We start from the raw sequence: 16,385 nt of genomic DNA, 5'->3' as shown, positions 1-16,385 counted from the left end.
GACGGAGGGGACATGGGCGCGGGGGGTGTGAGAGGGGACATGCGCGGGTGTGAAAGGGAGCTGTGCGGCGCCGGTTGAGCGGCGTCAGCCCTTGATGGCGCCGGTGAGCACGCCCTTGGTGAAGTAGCGCTGGAGGAAGGGGTAGACGCACAGGATCGGCACGACGGCGATCACCAGCACGGCCATCTGCACGGCCTGCTGGGGCGCGAGGGCCTCACCGGCCGAGGCCCCTTCGAGGGACTGGCCCTGGAGGACGAAGGTGCGAAGCACCATGGAGAGCGGCCACTTGTCGTTGTCGCTCAGGTAGAGCATCGCGTTGAAGAAGGCGTTCCAGTACGTCACCGCGTAGAACAGGCTGATCACGGCGATGACGGCCTTCGACAGCGGGAGCACGATGCGCACCAGGGTGCGCAGGTCGCCCGCGCCGTCCACCTTCGCGGCGTCGTACAGCTCCTCGGGCAGGTTCATGAAGAAGGAGCGCAGGACGACCAGGTTGAAGGCGCTGACCATCGTGGGCAGCACGAGCGAGGCCAGGGTGTTGTACAGGCCGAGTTCCTTGATCGTGAGGAACTTGGGGATGATGCCCGGGTCGAAGAGCATCGTGAACAGGGCCGTCATGAGGATGAAGCGGGAACCGGTGACCTCGCGGCGCGAGAGGCCGTACGCCATCCCGATGGTGACGAGGACGCTGGTCGCGGTGCCCACGAGGGTCACGCCGACGGAGATGAGCAGCGCGTGCGTGACGACGCCGCCGCTGAAGACCGTGCGGTACGCCTCCAGCGTCGGGTGGTCGGGCCACAGGACCAGGCCGGGGCTGCGGATGATGTCGGACTGCGAGGCGAAGCTGGTGCCGATCACGCCGAGCAGCGGGTAGGCGACGGCCGCGACCACCAGGACCAGCACAAGTCCCTTGAGGAACAGGCCGGTCCGGGTGGGCTTCTCCATCCAGGGCGGGCGCCCGTCGGACACCCTGATGCCGGTTTCGGCCGGAGCGGCCGGCTTGCGTGTGCGGCTGCCGGCGGCGGCCGTCTGCGTCTCAGCGGTCAGCACCGCGGTACACCCCTTCGTGGCCGAGCCGGTGGGCGAACTTGTTCGCGCCGAGGACGAGGACGGTGCCGATGACCGCCTTGACCAGTCCCACGGCCGCCGACGTGCCCCAGTCGTTGTTCTTGATCCCGTGGAAGTACACGTAGGTGTCGAGGACTTCACCGGCGGCGGGGCCGACCGCGTCGCGCTGGAGCAGGATCTGCTCGAAGCCGACGGAGAGGATCTGCCCCAGGTTGAGGATCAGGAGCAGGATGATCACCGGGGAGATGCCGGGCAGCGTGACGTGCCACAGGCGCCGGGCGCGCCCCGCCCCGTCGATCGCCGAGGCCTCGTACAGGCCCCGGTCGATGTTGAGCAGGGCGGCGAGCATGATGATCGTGCCCCAGCCCGCGTCCTTCCAGGCCACCTGGAGAGTGAGGAGCCAGGGGAAGGCGGCCGGGTCGGTCGTCATGTCGTAGCGCGGCAGGCCGAGGTGGCCGAGCAGGTCGGGCAGGACGCCGGCGCCGCCGAGGATCTGCTGGAAGATCGAGACGATGATGACCCAGCCGATGAAGTGCGGCAGATAGACGACGCTCTGCACGAACCGGCGGACCTTGTCGCTGACGATGCTGTTGAGCAGCAGCGCGAGGGCGATGGGGACAGGGAAGAAGAACACCAGCTGGACGAGCGCGATCTTCAGCGTGTTGCCGGTCGCCGACCAGAACGCGGGATCGGCGAACGCGGACGTGAAGTTCGAGACGCCCGACCAGGCGCTGTGCATGTAGCCCAGGTACGGCTGGTAGTCCTGGAACGCCACGACGTAGCCGAGGAGCGGCACGTAGTGGAAGACGCAGAAATAGAGCAGGCCCGGCAGGGTCAGCAGCAGCATGACCTTGTCCCGCTTGAGCCGCTGCCCCAGCGAGAGGCGGTGAACTGCCCGTGGCGGGGCGGGCGTTGTATCAGCCATGGGGCGGCAAGTTAGTAATCGGTTACCCCTCGCGTCAATAGGTCGGGGCAATCAGCCTGGACAACACCCGCGGCGAGCACCTTTGGAACTGCCTGTTGAGAATGGGCATTTGGCTCCATCTCGCACTAAGGCGGGCCAGAGGCAGGGTCGGCGTGCTTGACGCTCACCCCCCGCGATCCTTAGCGTGCGGTGACTTCATAGAACACGTTTACTATCCGGAGGCAGGGTGCGTACCACTGACGAGTCGCCGGTCCAGGCCGACTCCGCCGGCTCCACACGGCCCCCACGCAGACCCCGTACCGTCCTGGCCATGGACGCGGGGCTGCTCGACGACGTCTTCCCGCCCGCCGTACGGCTCCGGCTCGAGGAGTCCGCGGACATCCGGCCGCCGCAGGTGGTGAGCGAGTTCGCGAGCCCGGCGGCCGTGGCCGCGCTCGCCGAGTGCGAGGTCCTGCTGACCGGCTGGGGCTGCCCGCCCATCGGCACGGACGTGCTCGACCGGGCACCGCGGCTGGGCGCGGTGATCCACTCGGCGGGCACGGTCAAGACGTTCCTGACCCCTGAGGCGTACGGGCGCGGCATCGCGGTGTCGTCCGCCGCGGCCGCCAACGCCGTACCCGTCGCGGAGTTCACCCTCGCGGCGGTCATCATGGGCGCCAAGCGGGCCTTCCCGCTCGCCCACCTCTTCCGCTCCCGCCGCTCCCACCGCACCGCGGCCGACCTCGACCGCCACCACTGGCTCGGCACCCACGGCATCACCGTCGGCGTGGTCGGCGCCTCACGCACCGGCCGTCGGGTCATCCAGCTGCTGCGTTCGATCGACGCGGACGTCCTGCTCCACGACCCGTTCGTGAGCGCCGCCGAGGCGGAGCTGCTCGGAGCCACCCGCACCGACCTCGACACTCTCGTCGCCACCAGCGACGTCGTGACCCTGCACGCGCCGTCCACCCCTCTCACGCACCACCTGCTCGACGAGCGGCGCATCGCGCTGATGCGCCCCGGCGCCCTGCTCATCAACACGGCGCGCGGCCCGCTCGTCGACACCGAGGCCCTGACCGCGCACCTGGTCAGCGGCCGGATCGACGCCGTGCTCGACGTCACGGACCCCGAGCCGCTGCCCGCCGATCACCCCCTGTGGGACCTGCCCAACGTCTTCATCACCCCGCACCTGGCGGGGGCGCAGGGCAACGAGGTGGGACGGCTCGGCGCCCTCGCGGTCGACGAACTCGCCCGCTACGCGCGCGGGGTGCCGCTCAACCACCCCGTACTCCTGGAGGAACTGGAGCGGATCGCGTGAACGGGCGCCCGTCGGACGCCATAGGCTCTGCGCACGGAAGGGGCGCGGGACGGGTCGCGGGATCCGCCGCGCAGACCGGTGACCAGGACGGTCAGGAAGACCAGGACAACCACGAAGACCAGGGGGAGGTCCGGATGCCCCGGCAGGGCTCGACGGCGAACGGACGGCGCGCGACCGTCGTGGACGTGGCACGGCTCGCGGGCGTGTCGACCGCGACCGTGTCCCGTGTGATGAACCGCAACTACCCCGTCGCGGCCGCCACCCGCGACCGCGTCGAGGACGCCATGCGCGAGCTGGGTTATGTGGTCAACGCCCATGCCCGCGCCCTGGCCGGTGTCTCGGGACGCACGGTCGGGATCATCATCAGCGATGTGGTCGACCCCTTCTACGCGTACATCGCGCGCGGAGTGGAACGCGAGGCGACGGCCGGCGGCCGGCTCTGCCTGGTCTGCAGCACCCAGGGCGACCCGCAGCGCGAGCTGGCTTTCATCGAGCTGATGCACGAGCGCCGCGCCGACGCGGTCATCCTCGTCGGTGGCAGCGTCGCCGACCGGGGCTACCGCACCGAACTCGCCCGCCGCGCCCGCGAACTGGACGCCGGCGGGTCGAAGCTCGTGCTGTGCGGCCGGCCCTCGCTCGGCAAGGACGCACCCACGGTCGGGGTGGAGTACGACAACGAGGGCGGCGCCTTCGCGATCACCGACCACCTCCTGACCGAGGGCCACGAGCGGATCCTGTATCTGGGCGGGCCGCCGGGGCTCTCCACCACCAAGGAACGGATCGCCGGGCACCGTCGCGCCCTGGAGCAGCGCGGGCTGCCGCGCGATCCGGCGCTCGTGCAGCCCGGTGCGTTCAGCCGCCAGTTCGGCCACCGCCGGATGACTGAACTGCTGTGCGACGGGCCGGAGTTCACCGCCGTCTTCGCGGCCAACGACATCGTGGCGGCGGGCGCGGCCCAGGCCCTGGAGGAGGCCGGGCTGCGGGTGCCGCAGGACGTCTCCCTGGTCGGCTACGACGACGTACCCGTGGCGCAGGAGCTGCGGCCACGCCTCACCACCGTGCACATCCCGCTCGAGGAGATGGGCCGCCAGGCCGTCCGCGTCGCCCTCGCGGGCGGCGACGAGGACGACTGGCGAGCCCCGACGACGGGCACCCTGCGCCTCGGCACGCATCTGGTGGTCCGGGACTCCGTGACGGCGCCGCGCGGGGTGCGACGACGCCGGGGGTGAGCTGGGCCGGGGGTGAGCTGCGCTCGGGCTGACGGTGTCTCGGTCTGCGGCGACCCGGCTCACGACGCTCCGGTTTGCGACGCCCCGCCCCACGGCCTCCCGGTTCGCGGCGCCCCGACTCACGACACTCCGGCCCGGCACACGGCACCCCGATACCCAGCACTCCGACACACGAAGCTCCGGCCTGGCTCACGCCACACCGGCACACGGCACCCCGGCTCACAAAATGCCGCCCCCGGACCGTTCAACGCCTTTCCGACCGGCTCTGTTCACCGGTTTCCTCTCTCAGGCCGTAGTAACAGACAGAAACTTGCCGGGCCCTCTTGCGGCGGGATAGCAAACGCTTACATGCTGGCGCGCAGCCCGCACATCACTCCGATGCCGTTGATCCCCATGGGAGTCTCTGGATGCGCTCTGCCCGTATGCCCTCCGCCGCCTCGGCCGACGCCGCTCTCCCCGCCGACGCCCCCGCCACCTCGGGCTTCTCCCGTCGTGCGGTGCTCGCCACCCTGGCCGGCGCGGGAGCCGCCACGCTCCTCGGCACCGGCACCGCACGTGCCGACGCCACGGGCGGTGTCACCGTCCCGCTCATCGCGCGCCCCTCCGCCGAGTCGGAGCGCCTCCGCCTCGGACAGGCCCTGCGCGCCACCGAGTTCCAGCCGACCGGGCAGTACGTCCCGGCCGGGACCGCGCTGCGCTTCGACGTGCTGCCCTACGACGGCCTCGTACCCACGCTCTGGATCGGGCAGTGGGACTACTACGGCACGGTGACGGAGCCGCGCAGCTACGCGCTGAAGCCCGGCGCCAACACCGTCACCGACCCGCACGGCGGTCCCGTCTACTTCTCCCTCGAAGGCGACGGCGAGCGCGCCGCCGTGAGGTTCAAGGCGGGCGCCACCGCGATGCCGGTCTTCACGCTCGGCCACACCTCCGAGGCCGACTACCAGCGGCAGTTGGACACCTTCACGGACGTACCGGTGGTCGAGCTGCACGCGCCGCGCACGATCATGACGCTGACGCGCGACGGCGCGCTCGCGTACCGCGACCAGGACCACGCGGCGCTGCTCCGGCTCGTCGAGGAGATCATCGAGGCCGAGTCGCGGATCAGCGGGCTCGACGGATCGAAGCCGGTGCACCGGCCGAAGGCGGGCGGCTACCACTTCACCGAGGTGTCGGTGGTCCCGTCCGGCGTCGGTGCCTACGCCACGCACGGCTACAACGGCTTCCCGCGCGCCTATCTCGACCGCGCCACCACCGTCGACGGACTGCGCACCCGGGGCTGGGGTCTCTACCACGAACTCGGGCACCTGCATCAGCAGATGGCGTACAAGCCGACGGGCCTGACCGAGGTCACCGTCAACATCTACTCGCTCGCGGTGCAGCGGGCCCTCGGCCAGCCGTCCAATCTGCTGACCGTCGACCCGAAGACGGGCCTCAACCCCTTCCAGTCCGCACGCGCGAAGTTCGGCACGGACGGTCTGACGTACGAGAAGTCCTTCGGGGCCTACGAGAAGCTCGTGCCGCTGCGACAGCTGGAGCTGGCCTTCGGTGACGACTTCTGGCCGCGGCTGCACCGGCTCGTGCGCGAGGAGAACCCGCAGTCCGACTACACCGAGACCGCCAAGCGGTACCGCGCCCTGTCGACCTACGCCAGCCGTGTCTCCGGCCGCGACCTCACGGACTTCTTCGTCCGCGACTGGGCCTTCCCCATCGACACCACCGGACTGGCCGAGATCGCCGCGCTCCAGCTGCCGAAGCCGGCGGTCGAACCGGCCACGCTGACCGACTGACCCGACTGACGTGACCGACCCGGAGGGGACCCACCGAACATGGACCTCACTCGCAGACAGACCCTGACCCTCGCGGGCGCGTCCGCCGCGGCGGCGCTCCCCCTGACAGCGGGCGTCGCGACGGCGGCGGACGCCGTGCAAGCGGGGGACGCCCCTGCCGCCGACGCCTTCGACGTACTGCTGGCGCGCGCCGAGGAGCAGCTCACCGGCGGCGCCTTCGACACCGCCGATCCGGACTTCACCGCCGCCGTCAAGGCCCTCGACACGCAGGCGTCCGCCTGGTGGAAGGACCTCGACCGGAGCGCGGGCAGGAAAGCGCTGTGGGCCGACCTCTCGCCGGCCTCGGACCCCGGCATGTTCGGCCAGAGCTACCCGCGCCTGCGCACCATCGCCACCGCCTGGGCCACCCCCGGCACCTCGCTGACCGGCAGCGCGGAGGTCGCCGACACACTCGTCGCGGCGCTGGGCTTCCTGGGCGGCACCGGCTACAACCCGGCCCGCGCCGAGTCCGGCAACTGGTGGTTCTGGGAGATCGGCGCGCCCCGGGCGCTGATGGACACCTGCGTACTCCTGCGGTCGAAGCTGCCGGCTGCGGACCTGGCCGGACACGTCGCGACCGTCGCGAAGTTCTGCCCGAACCCGGACCGGCGCACCAACTCGCCCTCCCTCTCCGAGACGGGCGCGAACCGCGCCGACAAGGCCGTCATCGTGGCCCTGCGCGGGCTGCTCGCCCGGGACGCGGCCACGGTGGCGCTGGCCCGCGACGGCCTTTCGGACGTGCGGGACAACGGGCGTCGCAGCCTGTTCACCTACGTCACGTCGGGCGACGGCTTCTACGAGGACGGTTCGTTCGTCCAGCACGACAGCGTCGCCTACACAGGGACGTACGGCAGTGTGCTGCTCGGCAGCGCGGGGCAGCTGATCGCGCTGCTCGCCGGGTCGGACTGGGCCGTGAACGACCCGAAGGTGTCGGTGCTGTACGAGGCGGTGGAGCGGTCCTTCTCGCCCGTCATGTTCGACGGGCTGATGATGGACGCGCTGCGCGGGCGGGCGATCTCGCGCGAGCGGGCCCGCGACTACAACGACGGTGCCGTGACGCTCACTTACATCCTCCAGCTCGCCGCGGGCGCCCCGGCCCCGTACGCCGAGCGCTGGCGCTCTCTCGCCAAGGGGTGGATCAGCCGCAACAAGGCCAATCCGTACGCGGGTCTCGTCGGCATCCCGGCTCTGGCGCGCGCGAAGGCTGTCCTCGACGACGGGGCGGTCCCGGCAGCGGAGCGTCTCACGGGTCATTTCTCGTTCGCCGACATGGACCGCGTGGTGCACCGGCGCCCCGGCTGGGCGCTCGCCCTGTCGCTCTCCTCGAAGCGCATCGCGGCGTACGAGGCGGGCAACGGCGAGAACCTGCACGGCTGGTACACCGGCGACGGCATGACGTACCTGTACGACGGTGACGACCTCGGCCAGTTCGGCGACGGGTTCTGGCCGACCGTCGACCCGTACCGGCTGCCGGGCACGACCGTGGACACGCGCGCGCGTGCGGACCTCGGCACGGGCGCCGGCACCGGCACGTACCGCCCGAAGAACGCGGTGGCGGGCGGCGCCGTCCTCCAGGACCAGTACGGCGCGGCAGCGATGGAACTCATCGCCGACGGCAGCACGTTGAAGGCGCGGAAGGCGTGGTTCTGCCTGGACAACGCGGTCGTCGCGCTCGGGGCGGGCATCACCGCGAGCGACGGACGCACCATCGAGACCGTCGTCGAGAACCGCAATCTCCGTGCCGGCGGGGCGCAGCGCCTCCTGGTGGACGGGCGGCGGCAGCCCGGCGAGCAGGGCTGGTCCGCCTCGCTGTCCGGCGCCGAGTGGGCGCATCTGGAGGGCACCGGCGGCTACGTCTTTCCCGACCATCCGGGAAGCGCACCGGATGGCGTCCCGCTGCGCGCGCTGCGCGAGGAACGCACCGGCACGTGGGGCGCCCTCAACTCCGGTGCGGACACCGGCGGCGGCACCGACCCGGTCACGCGTCGCTACGTCACCCTGTGGTTCGACCACGGTTCCTCCCCCACCGACTCCTCGTACGCCTATGTGCTCCTGCCGGGTGCGAGCGCCGTGGCGACCGGGGCGTGGGCGCACTCGCGGCCCGTGCGGATCGTGGCGAACGACGCCACGGTGCAGGCCGTCGAAGCGCGCCGTCTCGGGCTCGTCGCCGCGCACTTCTGGGGGCCCGGGAGCGCCGCCGGACTCACCTCGTCCGGTCCGGCCACCGTCCTGGTGCGGCGGCACGGCGACGGCATCGCGGTCGCCGTGGCCGACCCCGGCCGCACCGGGACGACGCTCTCGGTCGAACTCCCCTTCCCCGTACGCAAGGTGACGCGCGCCGACGACACGATCACGCTCACACCGGGGCGCCGCCCCGTTCTCACGGTCGATGTCGCGGGTTCACGCGGACACAGCCACACGGCCGAGCTGGCATGAGCACCTGTCCGACGGTTCCGACCGTCGACGTGCGTCCCCAGCGCGCATAGGGTCACCCCGGCCCGCCACTTCCGATCAAGGAGCGACACGCCCCCATGCCCGCACCGCACCTCTCGCTGCCGCCCACCGACCGTGTCCTGTCCCCGCTCACGGGCTGGACGCGCAGCCACTGGGAGGCTCTCGCCGACCGGCAGTTGGAGGCGCTCGTCCCGTACGCGACCCCTGGGTTCGCGCAGTACCGGCTGCCGGGGCGGGCCAGCTGGTCGGGGGTCGTGTCGGACGGGCTCGAGGGGTTCGCGCGGTCATTCCTGCTGGCCTGCTTCCGCATAGCGGGCGCGGGCGGGGACGTGGATCCCCGACTCGTGGAGCGCTACGCGGAGGGTCTGACAACCGGCACGGACCGCGGGCGCGGCACGGGCCTCGACGGCGAGGCCTGGCCAGAACTCACCGACTGCTCACAGCAGATGGTGGAGGCGGCGTCCATCGCGATCGGGCTGCACGAGACCCGCCCCTGGATCTGGGACAAGCTGGACTCCCGGGTGCAGGAGCGGATCGTGGACTGGTTCTCCGGCTTCGTCGGCGGCCGCACGTGGGACAACAACTGGCGTCTGTTCCAGGTGGTTTCGGAGCAGTTCCTGGCCTCGGTCGGGGCGCCGTACAGCCAGGACGACATCGACGGCGGCCTCGACCGCATCGAGGACTGGTACGTCGGCGACGGCTGGTACACCGACGGCGACGGCCGCAACTTCGACTACTACATCGGCTGGGCCATGCATCTGTACCCGCTCCTGTGGGCACGGATGGCGGGCCCGGACGGCGACGGCGGCCGCGCGAAGGTATACCGGGAGCGCCTGTCGCAGTTCCTCACCACCTACCCGCACTTCTTCGGCGGGGACGGCGCGCCCGTGCACCAGGGCCGCTCACTGACATACCGGTTCGCCGCCACCGCACCCGTGTGGATGGGCGCGCTCGCGGACTGCACCCCGCTGGAGCCGGGGCTCACGCGGCGCCTCGCGTCGGGCACGGCGCGGCACTTCGTGGAGCGCGGCGTCCCCGACGAGCGCGGCCTGCTGCCGCTCGGCTGGTACGGGACGTTCCTGCCGACGACGCAGGCGTACTCGGGCCCCGCTTCGCCGTACTGGGCGAGCAAGGGGTTCCTCGGACTGCTGCTGCCCGCCGACCATCCGGTGTGGACCGAGCGCGAGGCGCAGCTGCCCGTCGAGAAGTCCGAGCAGTACACGGCGCTGCCCGCGCCGGGCTGGCTCCTGCACGGCACCCCCCACGACGGGATCGTGCGACTGATCAACCACGGCAGCGATCACAACCCCCTCGACGGTCCCGCCACGGACGATCCGCACTACGCGAAGCTCGCCTACTCCACGGCGACGGCGCCCGAGGCGGCCCCGCACGCCTGGCAGCGGACCGTCGACAACCACGTGGCGCTCCTCGCGCCGGACGGCACCCCGTCGCGCCGCCGCCGGATCCACCCGATCTCCTGCGAGGGGCGCGTCGCCTCGTCCCGCCACGACGCCCAACTGCCGGGATACGACCAGGAGTTCCCGATCGAGTCGACGACCGTGCTGCACGGGCCGTGGGAGATCCGCGTGCACCGGGTGCAGGCTCCCGCGGGCGTGACGGTGCGCGAGGGCGGCTACGCGGTCGCCGACGAGACCAGTGTCCACGCCGAGCGGGGCCCGGGCTGGTCGCTGGCGCGCACGGAGTCCGGGGTGACGAGCGCGGTGGTGGCGCTGCACGGCTGGGACGAGGAGTCCGGCATCGCACGCGAGGTCGAGGCCAACGCCTACGGCCCGCACTCGGCGACGCCGTACCTCCGCTCGGCCGGCCACCCCGGGGGATCCAGCGTGCACGTCACGCTCGCTGTCCTGACGCGCGACGTCGTGCACCCGCAGGCCCTGCGCGAGTCGATCTCATGCGTGGCGGACCCCGGGGACTGCGGGCAGGTGCGGATCACGTTCCCCGACGGCGGGACGGTCACCGTCTGACGCCGTCATGTGTGGGCCCCGTACGTCGGCTGGGCGGGGGCGTGGGCCAGGAGGTGCCTGACGAGGGTGAGGAGGGTCTGGATGCCCGAGCTGGAGATCCGCGCGTCGCACCGCACGACGGGCACCTGCGGGTCGAGGTCGATCGCCGCCCGCACCTCGTCGGGGTCGTAACGGTAGGCGCCGTCGAACTCGTTGACGGCCACGATGAAGCCCATGCCGCGCTCCTCGAAGAAGTCGACGGCGGCGAAGCAGTCCTCGAGACGGCGGGTGTCCGCGAGGATCACCGCGCCGAGCGCCCCCTCGGAGAGCTCGTCCCACATGAACCAGAAGCGCTCCTGCCCGGGCGTGCCGAACAGATACAGCACGTGCTGCGGGTCCAGGGTGATCCGCCCGAAGTCCATCGCGACCGTCGTCTCGACCTTGTTCTCGATGCCCTCGAGGTCGTCGGTCTCGGCGCTGACCGTGGTGAGCAGCTCCTCCGTGCTCAGCGGGGCGATCTCGCTGACCGCGCCGACGAAGGTCGTCTTGCCGACACCGAAGCCACCCGCGACCAGGATCTTCAGCGCGGTGGGGAAGGCGTCAGAGCTGTCGTCGTAGTCCATCGAGCACTGCCTCCAGTAGGGACCGGTCAGTGGGGTTGTCGTGGAACGTGGGGGGCTTGGTGGTGATCGCCCCGCAGTCGACGAGGTCGGACAGCAGGACCTTCGTGACGGCGGCGGGGAGTTTCAGATGGGCCGCGATCTCCGCGACCGATGTGGGGTGGGCACACAGATTGAGCGCCTCACCGTGTTCGGGCCCCAGGTAGCCGAGAGGGGTGGCCCCGGTCGCCATCACCAGCGACAGGAGATCCAGCGAAGTGGTCGGCTGCGTCCGCCCGTTGCTCACCGTGTACGGGCGGACGAGGCGGCCGGCCGCGTCGTCGAGCCACGGCCCGTCCTGCGGGGCCGTCATGCTCAGTTCCTCATCGCCGTGGGTTCGGCCGCGTGCTGACGGGGCGCGGTCATCAGGTACGGGCGCACGCTCTTGACCAGCATGGCCATCTCGTAGCCGAGTACCGCCGCGTCGGCCTCACGCCCGGCGAGCACCGCGAGGCACGTGCCGGAGCCCGCCGTCGAGACGAACAGCAAGGTGGAGTCCAGCTCGACGACGACCTGCCGGACCTCACCCCCGTCCCCGAAACGGACGCCGGCGCTACGGCCGAGTGAGTAGAGCCCCGACGCCAGGGCCGCCATGTGGTCGGCGCTGTCGGCGTCGAGGCCGTGGACGGACTTGACCAGCCCGTCGGACGAGAGGAGGACGGCGCTGCGGGTGTGCGGCACACGCTGGACGAGGCCGCTCATCAGCCAGTCGAGATCGGACACATGACCCGTCGGCACATCGCTCGCCATGGGGGATCGACTCCTTGGTGGACTGCTGGGGGTGCGTTGACTGTGGGTGGTGCGGGACCGGTGGCGGCATGTGGCGGGTGCAGAGCGGGCCGGCGCTCAGGGGACGGGATCTCAGGCGGCCGGTGCTCAGGCGGCGGGCGAACGTCATCCGGCGGTGTCGCTCCCGTCGTGCCGTGAGTCCGGTTCGTAGGCGGCGAGTGACCCGGTGGCGGGCCCGCCGGACGGCTCGGGACCGGCGTGGGGCAGGTCGCGCACGCCGAGGGTCAGATCCCGCGCCTCGGCCGCCTCCGCGAGCCCGATGCCTCGCTGGAACGCCGCCATCAGACCCGGGTCGTGCAGTACGGGCGTCTCGTTCTCGGGACGCTCCTGCCGCTGCGCCGGTCCGCCCCTCAGCTGCGGCGCGAGGTGTTCCTGGACACGCCGCCTGGGGAGTTGGGGCCGCCCCATGGTGCCGCGCACGGCGCCGTTGACCGGGGTCGGCGGGACGGGCGTGTGCTCCCCGGCGGCCTGCCGGTCCTCGGCCCGGATGCCGGGCAGCGCGTCGGCGGGTGTGCGTCGCTCGTCCCTGGCGGTACGCAGCGGGAGCGGCGGCGCGATCCCGTTCGCGCCGGGATGCCCTCGGTCGGAGGCGCCGCCCTGAGGCTGCCGCGGGACGACGGCCACACCTGCGTGCGGGGTCTCGCGGGGCGGAGGGGGTTGCTGCGGTGCCTCGTACGGCTGGGGGTCGGGCTGAGGGGGACGGTGGACCTGGTGCTGCGGTTGCGGGCGGTGGGGTTGGGGTTGCGGGCCATGGGTTTGGGGTTGGGGCTGGGGCGGCTGTTCGAGCTGGTGCTGCCGCCCCTGCTGGCCCTGGTGTTGCGAGAGTCGCCGTTCATGCGCCTGGTGCCGCTGGTGCATGGTCTGCGCGCTGTCGTCCGTCGCGTCCGAGGCACTCCGTGGCCTCGGCGCGGGCTCGTTCTCGTCGCCGCCGAGCAGGCTCTGCGGCACGACGAGGACCGCCTGCACACCACCGTAGATATTGCTCTGGAGCCGGACCGTGATGCCGTGCCGGCGGGCGAGCTGCGAGACGACGAAGAGACCGATGCGCCCGTCCTGGAGGAGGCTCGCGACGTTGACCTGGTCCGGGTCGGCGAGCAGCGTGTTCATCTTGTTCTGCTCGGTGACGGGCATGCCGAGGCCGCGGTCCTCGACCTCGATGGCGAGACCGGACGTGACGGTGTTGGCGCGCAGCAGGACTTGGGTGTGCGGGGCCGAGAACACGGTGGCGTTCTCGACGAGTTCGGCGAGCAGGTGGATGCAGTCGGAGACGGCGTGCCCGCGCAGGGTGCCGTCGACCGGCGGGACGAGCTTGACGCGTGCGTACTGCTCGACCTCCGCTATGGCCGACCGCATGACCTCGGTCATGGAGACCGGGCGGCTCCACTGGCGGCGGGACACGGCGCCGCCGAGCACGGCCAGGTTCTCGGCGTGCCTGCGGATCCGGGTGGCGAGGTGGTCGACGTGGAACAGGCCCTTGAGCAGGTCGGGGTCCTCGACGTCGTTCTCGAGTTCGTCGAGGATCGAGATCTCGCGGTGCACGAGGGACTGCAGACGCCGGGCCAGATTGACGAAGACCTCGACCTTCTGTTCGCTGCCCGCGTGGCTGGAGAGCTGGGAGGCCTGGACGACGGCGGTGACGGCCACGTCCTGGGCACGTGAGATGTCCGCGGCCAGCGCGTCGAACTCGTCGGCGTCCGGGGCGGCCGCGAGGGGCTGCCTGCGAGGCGGAGGCCCCTCCCCCTTGCGCAACTGCTCTACGAGACCGCGCAGTTCACCCTGCCCGCGCGCGCTCGCACGGCGCAGGACACCGACCCGTTCGCGTACGGTCCTGGCGGCGCGGCTGGCGGCCACCGCGGCGATCACGATGCCGGCCAGGGTGACGAGGCACGCTCCGGCGAGGACGGCCCAGAGGGCGAGCCCCGGGCGGGCGCCCGTGGAGCGGACGGTGAAGAGGACGGCCGCGCTGGCGCTCAGGGCGACGGCGAGCGGGGGCAGTACGGCGAGGCGCAGAAGCTGGGGCCGTATGTGGGTCTCGGGCTGCGGGGGGACGGACCGGCCGCCCGGCCTGCCGTGCCGACCGCCCTCTCGGCGGTCTGCGCGGGGGGCCGGCGGGCGAAGGTGAGACATTCGGCGTCCTCGTACGTGGGGGCTCCTGCGGGTCGGCGCGAGGCGGGCAGACGGCATCGCGCTCCCGGCCGGGAGCGGGTGGGAATGCCGCCGCTGCGTCGCTCAGCGAGCACACACGGTAGTCGGGGACGGCTCACATGCGGTGGGCAGTTGCCAAAGTCCGGCGGCCCAGATCCCGCTCTGGTATGAGGACTCGTACGACAGACCGATAACAGGGCCGGCCGCCCGAGCGGTCATGAGTACAGGCGTTCCCTCAACCGCAAATACGTCCTATTACGGCGCGCGGCACACCGGATGTTCGTTCGGGGAGTCAAGCCACGACAGCTCGCGGAGATCCGGAATCGCACGCGCGGAGGTCCGGGCTCTCGCAGGACGCTCACCTGAAAGCCCGGACCTCATTGACCTGCTCAGACCGCCGGCACGGCCTCCTGCTCGCCGGAGCCGGCCCCGGCACCTGGGCCACTCGGCGTCGCGCCGGCGTCCGACCGGTCCGCCGGCTCCGCCTCGGGCCATCCTTCCGCCGGCTGCGTGGCGATGCCGCGCCACCAAGGCTGCGCTGGCAGCGTCTCGGCCGTGGGCTCGAAGGGCTCACCCGGGCACGGGAGCGCGACCTTGGCACCGGCGCGCCGCCCCGCCGCAAACGTGCCCTCACCGGGCTCGGCCCACGGATGCGGCGCCAGATTGAACGTGCCCCAGTGGATCGGCAGCAGCGGCCCGCCGCCGGGCCCGCCCTGGAGGTCGAGGTGGGCGCGCATACCCTCCTCGGGGCGCATGTGGATGTCGGGCCAGAAGTCGCTGTACGCGCCGATCTGGATCATCGTCGCGTCGAACGGCCCGTGCTCCGCGCCGATGTCCTTGAAGCCGGGGAAATAGCCGGTGTCACCGCTGTGGTAGACGCGGTGCTCTGGACCGGCGACGGCCCAGGACGCCCACAGGGTGTGCTGCTCGTTGCGCAGTCCCCGGCCACAGAAGTGGCGCGCGGGCGTGGCCGTCAGCGTCAGCCCTCCCACCTTCGTCTGCTCGTTCCAGTCGAGTTCCCTCAGGCGGTCCGCGGGGACGCCCCAGCGCTCCAGGTGCGCGCCGACGCCGAGCGGCACCGCGAACACCGTGTCCGTGTCGGCCAGCGCCCGGATCGTGGGCAGGTCGAGGTGGTCGTAGTGGTCATGGGAGATCACCACGACGTCCACCGGGCCGAGCGCGGCGAGCGGCAGGGGCACGGGGTGCAGTCGCTTGGGGCCCGCGAAGCTGAACGGTGAGCAGCGCTCGCCCCAGACGGGGTCGAAGAGCACGCGGCTGCCGTCGATCTCCGCCAGGACGCTGGAGTGTCCCATCCAGGTGAGCCGCAGGCCGCTCGCCGGGGGCTTCGCCAGGTCGGCGAGCGTCGTGGAGTGCACGGGGACGGTGCCCGTGGGCGCCCGGCGGACGCGCCCCTCCTTGGCGAAGAAGACCTTCGCGAACTCGATCATGGAACCTGCGGGCCTGGTGCGTGCGCCGACCGGGTTCTGGAAGCTGCCGTCCGCGAAGTTCGGTGACCTCCGGATCCGCTCGAGTCGCTCTCCCGCCGGGTCCGCGCCGAAAGCGGCAGGCCGCAGCGGGCGGAGCCCGGAGCTCAGGGAACGTGACACAGCGCCTCCCGGTGGGTCGATCGGGGATTCCCGATCAGGGATTCCATTATGAGCGGCCCCGCTGACAGTGCCCGATCCGGGACCCGGACACACAAGGAATTCCAAGCCACGCCCCGAACCTGTCGCCAACGTGTCGCAGAACCCGTCGCACCGCATCACTGGGCGTTACGGCAGGTCACTCGCCCGCACCTCGCCCGCACTCCGCTCGCACCTCCCGGTGCGGCGAGCCGGGCGTCTCGCCGCCCCGCGCCGGAAAGCCGTGCCGCGGAGTCACGCATGAAAGCCGCGTCGGAAAACTGATTCATCATTCAGTAGCCGTTGCGTTGACACCGGTCTTCGCCGCCTCAGATACTGACTGGCGATTCAGTAATCGGGGCAGCGATCCGCGCCGGTCGGTGATCCCCTCGTCGGTATCCGTC

12 protein-coding genes are annotated in these 16,385 nt (G+C 71.7%); 5 read left to right on the top strand and 7 right to left on the bottom strand.

Features of this window, described 5'->3' with window-relative positions; translation table 11 throughout:
• Window positions 1–84: 84 nt before the first annotated feature.
• Window positions 85–945 (bottom strand): carbohydrate ABC transporter permease, encoded by an 861-nt coding sequence (locus ACZ67T_RS03610; protein WP_227300673.1) that lies wholly within the window; start codon window positions 943–945, stop codon window positions 85–87.
• A gap of 91 nt (window positions 946–1,036) precedes the next feature.
• Complete coding sequence (locus tag ACZ67T_RS03605) at window positions 1,037–1,993, bottom strand: ABC transporter permease (protein WP_469981311.1); 957 nt, start codon at window positions 1,991–1,993, stop codon at window positions 1,037–1,039.
• A 310-nt stretch (window positions 1,994–2,303) separates the two neighbouring features.
• Here ACZ67T_RS03605 and ACZ67T_RS03600 point away from each other — a divergent pair, with 310 nt between their 5' ends.
• From ACZ67T_RS03600 to ACZ67T_RS03580, 5 genes are all read left to right on the top strand, one after another.
• Window positions 2,304–3,290: a hydroxyacid dehydrogenase gene (locus tag ACZ67T_RS03600; RefSeq protein ID WP_469981389.1), complete on the top strand. Its 987-nt coding sequence runs from the start codon at window positions 2,304–2,306 to the stop codon at window positions 3,288–3,290.
• A gap of 134 nt (window positions 3,291–3,424) precedes the next feature.
• Window positions 3,425–4,519, top strand: coding sequence for a LacI family DNA-binding transcriptional regulator (locus tag ACZ67T_RS03595; protein WP_469981388.1), 1,095 nt, complete (start codon window positions 3,425–3,427; stop codon window positions 4,517–4,519).
• A 407-nt stretch (window positions 4,520–4,926) separates the two neighbouring features.
• Window positions 4,927–6,309, top strand: coding sequence for a M60 family metallopeptidase (locus ACZ67T_RS03590; protein ID WP_469981310.1), 1,383 nt, complete (start codon window positions 4,927–4,929; stop codon window positions 6,307–6,309).
• Window positions 6,310–6,348: 39 nt separating this feature from the next.
• Window positions 6,349–8,784: a polysaccharide lyase 8 family protein gene (locus ACZ67T_RS03585; protein ID WP_469981309.1), complete on the top strand. Its 2,436-nt coding sequence runs from the start codon at window positions 6,349–6,351 to the stop codon at window positions 8,782–8,784.
• 95 nt (window positions 8,785–8,879) lie between these two features.
• Window positions 8,880–10,787, top strand: a complete 1,908-nt coding sequence (locus ACZ67T_RS03580) for a DUF2264 domain-containing protein (RefSeq protein WP_469981308.1) — start codon at window positions 8,880–8,882, stop codon at window positions 10,785–10,787.
• Between the two features lie 5 nt (window positions 10,788–10,792).
• On the opposite strand, the gene ACZ67T_RS03575 is transcribed toward ACZ67T_RS03580, so the two are convergent.
• The 5 genes from ACZ67T_RS03575 to ACZ67T_RS03555 form a co-directional block, all read right to left on the bottom strand.
• On the bottom strand, window positions 10,793–11,389 hold the full coding sequence (locus tag ACZ67T_RS03575) for a GTP-binding protein (protein WP_469981307.1): 597 nt from the start codon (window positions 11,387–11,389) through the stop codon (window positions 10,793–10,795).
• Window positions 11,367–11,738: a DUF742 domain-containing protein gene (locus ACZ67T_RS03570; protein ID WP_469981306.1), complete on the bottom strand. Its 372-nt coding sequence runs from the start codon at window positions 11,736–11,738 to the stop codon at window positions 11,367–11,369. The genes ACZ67T_RS03575 and ACZ67T_RS03570 overlap by 23 nt, the downstream gene beginning before the upstream one ends.
• 2 nt (window positions 11,739–11,740) lie before the next feature.
• Complete coding sequence (locus ACZ67T_RS03565; protein ID WP_100591713.1) at window positions 11,741–12,175, bottom strand: roadblock/LC7 domain-containing protein; 435 nt, start codon at window positions 12,173–12,175, stop codon at window positions 11,741–11,743.
• 144 nt (window positions 12,176–12,319) lie between these two features.
• A complete protein-coding gene (locus ACZ67T_RS03560) occupies window positions 12,320–14,341 on the bottom strand; it encodes a sensor histidine kinase (protein ID WP_469981305.1) in 2,022 nt (673 codons plus the stop codon).
• A gap of 407 nt (window positions 14,342–14,748) precedes the next feature.
• Window positions 14,749–15,966, bottom strand: a complete 1,218-nt coding sequence (locus ACZ67T_RS03555; RefSeq protein WP_469981304.1) for an MBL fold metallo-hydrolase — start codon at window positions 15,964–15,966, stop codon at window positions 14,749–14,751.
• Window positions 15,967–16,385 lie beyond the last annotated feature (419 nt).

Source organism: Streptomyces sp. NPDC107517, assembly GCF_055582645.1.
This window is presented reverse-complemented; position numbering and strand designations above follow the sequence as displayed.

What these genes read in the sequence shown, in the direction of transcription:
- ACZ67T_RS03610 (WP_227300673.1), bottom strand. Translation starts at nt 945, where the DNA reads ATGGAGAAGCCCACCCGGACCGGCCTGTTCCTCAAGGGACTTGTGCTG.
- ACZ67T_RS03605 (WP_469981311.1), bottom strand. Translation starts at nt 1,993, where the DNA reads ATGGCTGATACAACGCCCGCCCCGCCACGGGCAGTTCACCGCCTCTCG.
- ACZ67T_RS03600 (WP_469981389.1), top strand. Translation starts at nt 2,304, where the DNA reads ATGGACGCGGGGCTGCTCGACGACGTCTTCCCGCCCGCCGTACGGCTC.
- ACZ67T_RS03595 (WP_469981388.1), top strand. Translation starts at nt 3,425, where the DNA reads ATGCCCCGGCAGGGCTCGACGGCGAACGGACGGCGCGCGACCGTCGTG.
- ACZ67T_RS03590 (WP_469981310.1), top strand. Translation starts at nt 4,927, where the DNA reads ATGCGCTCTGCCCGTATGCCCTCCGCCGCCTCGGCCGACGCCGCTCTC.
- ACZ67T_RS03585 (WP_469981309.1), top strand. Translation starts at nt 6,349, where the DNA reads ATGGACCTCACTCGCAGACAGACCCTGACCCTCGCGGGCGCGTCCGCC.
- ACZ67T_RS03580 (WP_469981308.1), top strand. Translation starts at nt 8,880, where the DNA reads ATGCCCGCACCGCACCTCTCGCTGCCGCCCACCGACCGTGTCCTGTCC.
- ACZ67T_RS03575 (WP_469981307.1), bottom strand. Translation starts at nt 11,389, where the DNA reads ATGGACTACGACGACAGCTCTGACGCCTTCCCCACCGCGCTGAAGATC.
- ACZ67T_RS03570 (WP_469981306.1), bottom strand. Translation starts at nt 11,738, where the DNA reads ATGACGGCCCCGCAGGACGGGCCGTGGCTCGACGACGCGGCCGGCCGC.
- ACZ67T_RS03565 (WP_100591713.1), bottom strand. Translation starts at nt 12,175, where the DNA reads ATGGCGAGCGATGTGCCGACGGGTCATGTGTCCGATCTCGACTGGCTG.
- ACZ67T_RS03560 (WP_469981305.1), bottom strand. Translation starts at nt 14,341, where the DNA reads ATGTCTCACCTTCGCCCGCCGGCCCCCCGCGCAGACCGCCGAGAGGGC.